General features: G+C 48.8%; 2 rRNA genes. Both read right to left on the bottom strand.

What is annotated here, in order from left to right:
• Positions 1 to 8 precede the first annotated feature (8 nt).
• Positions 9 to 124 (bottom strand): 5S ribosomal RNA (gene rrf / locus B6D18_RS12130).
• A 127-nt stretch (positions 125 to 251) separates the two neighbouring features.
• A 23S ribosomal RNA gene (locus B6D18_RS12135) occupies positions 252 to 3,150 on the bottom strand.
• Positions 3,151 to 3,324 lie beyond the last annotated feature (174 nt).

A 3,324-nucleotide genomic window follows, 5' to 3' on the forward strand; every position in this document is an offset into this window, starting at 1 on the left:
ATTTAAAAGTCTGGCGGCACCCTACTCTCACATGGGTAATACCCACACTACCATCGGCACTACGGCGTTTCACTTCTGAGTTCGGCATGGGGTCAGGTGGGACCACCGCGCTATTACCGCCAGACATATCCTGTCTTCTCTTTCTTCAATTAATGCACATTATCTCATATCTACATCAATCGCTCAATCCGGAACAAACTGTTCGATTATCTCATAATCAATCTCGCGTATCCAAAACAACTCCGAGTTGTAAGGTTAAGACTCTCGGTTCATTAGTATCAGTTAGCTCAATGTATCACTACACTTACACACCTGACCTATCTACGTCTTAGTCTCAAACGGACCTTACTGATTCTCATCAGGGAAAACTCATCTCGAGGCTAGTTTCGTACTTAGATGCTTTCAGCACTTATCTATTCCGCACGTAGCTACCGGGCAATGCAATTGGCATCACAACCCGAACACCAGCGGTGCGTTCACTTCGGTCCTCTCGTACTAGAAGCAAACCCTCTCAATTTTCCTACGCCCATGGCAGATAGGGACCGAACTGTCTCACGACGTTCTAAACCCAGCTCGCGTACCACTTTAAACGGCGAACAGCCGTACCCTTGGGACCTACTTCAGCCCCAGGATGTGATGAGCCGACATCGAGGTGCCAAACACCGCCGTCGATATGAACTCTTGGGCGGTATCAGCCTGTTATCCCCGGAGTACCTTTTATCCGTTGAGCGATGGCCCTTCCATTCAGAACCACCGGATCACTATGACCTACTTTCGTACCTGCTCGAGCCGTCACTCTCGCAGTCAAGCTAGCTTTTGCCATTGCACTAACCTCCTGATGTCCGACCAGGATTAGCTAACCTTCGTGCTCCTCCGTTACTCTTTGGGAGGAGACCGCCCCAGTCAAACTACCCACCAGACAGTGTCCCTTACCTCGATTCAGAAGTATAGGTTAGAACATCAAACATTAAAGGGTGGTATTTCAAGGGCGACTCCATGCATACTGGCGTACACACTTCTTAGTCTCCCACCTATCCTACACATTAAGGCTCAATGTTCACTGTCAAGCTATAGTAAAGGTTCACGGGGTCTTTCCGTCTTGCCACGGGTACACCGCATCTTCACGGCAATTTCAATTTCACTGAGTCTCGGGTGGAGACAGCCTGGCCATCATTACGCCATTCGTGCAGGTCGGAACTTACCCGACAAGGAATTTCGCTACCTTAGGACCGTTATAGTTACGGCCGCCGTTTACTGGGGCTTCGATCAAGAGCTTCTGCTTACGCATAACCCCATCAATTAACCTTCCAGCACCGGGCAGGCGTCACACCGTATACGTCCACTTTCGTGTTTGCACAGTGCTGTGTTTTTATTAAACAGTTGCAGCCAGCTGGTATCTTCGACTGATTTCACCTCCATCCGCATGGGACTTCAATTACCATCAGCGTGCCTTCTCCCGAAGTTACGGCACCATTTTGCCTAGTTCCTTCACCCGAGTTCTCTCAAGCGCCTTAGTATTCTCTACCTGACCACCTGTGTCGGTTTCGGGTACGATTAACTATAACCTGAAGCTTAGAGGATTTTCCTGGAAGCAGGGCATCAATTACTTCAGCACCTTAGTGCCTCGTCATCACGCCTCAGGGTTTCAGTGACCGGATTTGCCTAATCACACCCCTACACGATTAACCCACCATCCAATAGGTGGTAAACCTAGCCTTCTTCGTCCCCCCATCGCAGTTATAGCCAGTACGGGAATATTAACCCGTTTCCCATCAGATACGCCCTTCGGCCTCTCCTTAGGGGTCGACTCACCCTGCCCCGATTAACGTTGGACAGGAACCCTTGGTCTTCCGGCGAGCGGGCTTTTCACCCGCTTTATCGTTACTTATGTCAGCATTCGCACTTCTGATACCTCCAGCATACCTCACAATACACCTTCAACGGCTTACAGAACGCTCCCCTACCCAACGTATCTAAATACGCTGCCGCAGCTTCGGTGCATAGTTTTAGCCCCGTTACATCTTCCGCGCAGGCCGACTCGACTAGTGAGCTATTACGCTTTCTTTAAATGATGGCTGCTTCTAAGCCAACATCCTAGCTGTCTAAGCCTTCCCACTTCGTTTCCCACTTAACTATGACTTTGGGACCTTAGCTGGCGGTCTGGGTTGTTTCCCTCTTCACGACGAACGTTAGCACCCGCCGTGTGTCTCCCATGATTAAACTTGTCAGTATTCGGAGTTTGCATCGGGTTGGTAAGCCGGGATGGCCCCCTAGCCGAAACAGTGCTCTACCCCCAACAGTTACTCATGAGGCGCTACCTAAATAGCTTTCGGGGAGAACCAGCTATCTCCCGGTTTGATTGGCCTTTCACCCCCAGCCACAGGTCATCCGCTAATTTTTCAACATTAGTCGGTTCGGTCCTCCAGTTAGTGTTAACCAACCTTCAACCTGCCCATGGCTAGATCACCGGGTTTCGGGTCTATACCCTGCAACTTAACGCACAGTTAATACTCGGTTTCCCTTCGGCTCCCCTATTCGGTTAACCTTGCTACAGAATATAAGTCGCTGACCCATTATACAAAAGGTACGCAGTCACTATTACCTAACGGCAACAGCTCCCACTGATTGTACGTACACGGTTTCAGGGTCTATTTCACTCCCCTCCCGGGGTTCTTTTCGCCTTTCCCTCACGGTACTGGTTCACTATCGGTCAATCAGGAGTATTTAGCCTTGGAGGATGGTCCCCCCATCTTCAGACAGGATATCACGTGTCCCGCCCTACTCTATAAGCTTCCACATCATGCATCTTCGTGTACGGGACTTTCACCCTCTATCGTGCGACTTTCCAGACGCTTCCACTAATACATTATGCTACCCGCTTGGGCTCCTCCCCTTTCGCTCGCCGCTACTTAGGGAATCTCGGTTGATTTCTTTTCCTCGGGGTACTTAGATGTTTCAGTTCTCCCGGTTCGCCTCATCTGACTATGTATTCATCAGATGATAGTGTAGTCACCTACACTGGGTTTCCCCATTCGGACATCAACGGCTATAGCGCCTTTTATCGGCTTACCGTCGCTTTTCGCAGATTAACACGTCCTTCATCGCCTCTGATTGCCTAGGCATCCACCGTGTACGCTTAATTTCTTAACCTTACAACTCACAGTTGTCTTGGTTTTAATTACGCTTTTTTCTCTTTCTTATCTCAATCCAACATATTTTCATATATCAGCTTGCGATAAAAACGAGAACTCGTTTCTTTCAGCTTGTTCCTAATTGTTAAAGAGCTTTATCTTTCTATTCATTCGAATATCAAATAAATACAAA

Source organism: Gilliamella sp. A7 (assembly GCF_002142015.1).
In the GTDB taxonomy this organism is placed as follows: Bacteria; Pseudomonadota; Gammaproteobacteria; order Enterobacterales; family Orbaceae; genus Gilliamella; species Gilliamella apis_A.